Source organism: Gilliamella sp. wkB178 (assembly GCF_001690705.1).
Lineage (GTDB): Bacteria > Pseudomonadota > Gammaproteobacteria > Enterobacterales > Orbaceae > Gilliamella > Gilliamella apicola_K.
This window is the reverse complement of sequence record NZ_LZGK01000010.1, coordinates 1-889: the sequence shown is the minus strand read 5'-3', so window position 1 is coordinate 889 and position 889 is coordinate 1. Positions and strand designations below refer to the sequence as shown.

Here is an 889-nt window from a genome sequence, read left to right as displayed (position 1 = left end):
TCGTCGTGAAGAGGGAAACAACCCAGACCGCCAGCTAAGGTCCCAAAGTCATAGTTAAGTGGGAAACGAAGTGGGAAGGCTTAGACAGCTAGGATGTTGGCTTAGAAGCAGCCATCATTTAAAGAAAGCGTAATAGCTCACTAGTCGAGTCGGCCTGCGCGGAAGATGTAACGGGGCTAAAACTATGCACCGAAGCTGCGGCAGTGCACGCAAGTGTATTGGGTAGGGGAGCGTTCTGTAAGCCGTAGAAGGTGTGTTGTGAGGCATGCTGGAGGTATCAGAAGTGCGAATGCTGACATAAGTAACGATAAAGCGGGTGAAAAGCCCGCTCGCCGGAAGACCAAGGGTTCCTGTCCAACGTTAATCGGGGCAGGGTGAGTCGACCCCTAAGGAGAGGCCGAAGGGCGTATCTGATGGGAAACGGGTTAATATTCCCGTACTGTGTATAACTGCGATGGGGGGACGAAGAAGGCTAGGTTTACCACCTATTGGATGGTGGGTTAAGCGTGTAGGGGTGTGATTAGGCAAATCCGGTCACTAAAACTCTAAGGCGTGATGACGAGCTGCTAAGGCAGTGAAGTAATTGATGCCCTGCTTCCAGGAAAATCCTCTAAGCTATAGGTTATATGCAATCGTACCCGAAACCGACACAGGTGGTCAGGTAGAGAATACTCAGGCGCTTGAGAGAACTCGGGTGAAGGAACTAGGCAAAATGGTGCCGTAACTTCGGGAGAAGGCACGCTGATGTTAATTGAAGTCCCACGCGGATGGAGGTGAAATCAGTCGAAGATACCAGCTGGCTGCAACTGTTTAATAAAAACACAGCACTGTGCAAACACGAAAGTGGACGTATACGGTGTGACGCCTGCCCGGTGCTGGAAGGTTAATT

At 50.7% G+C, this 889-nt stretch carries 1 rRNA gene; it reads left to right on the top strand.

What is annotated here, in order from left to right:
- Positions 1-889: ribosomal RNA gene (locus tag A9G13_RS01430) — 23S ribosomal RNA — on the top strand; the annotation flags it as partial.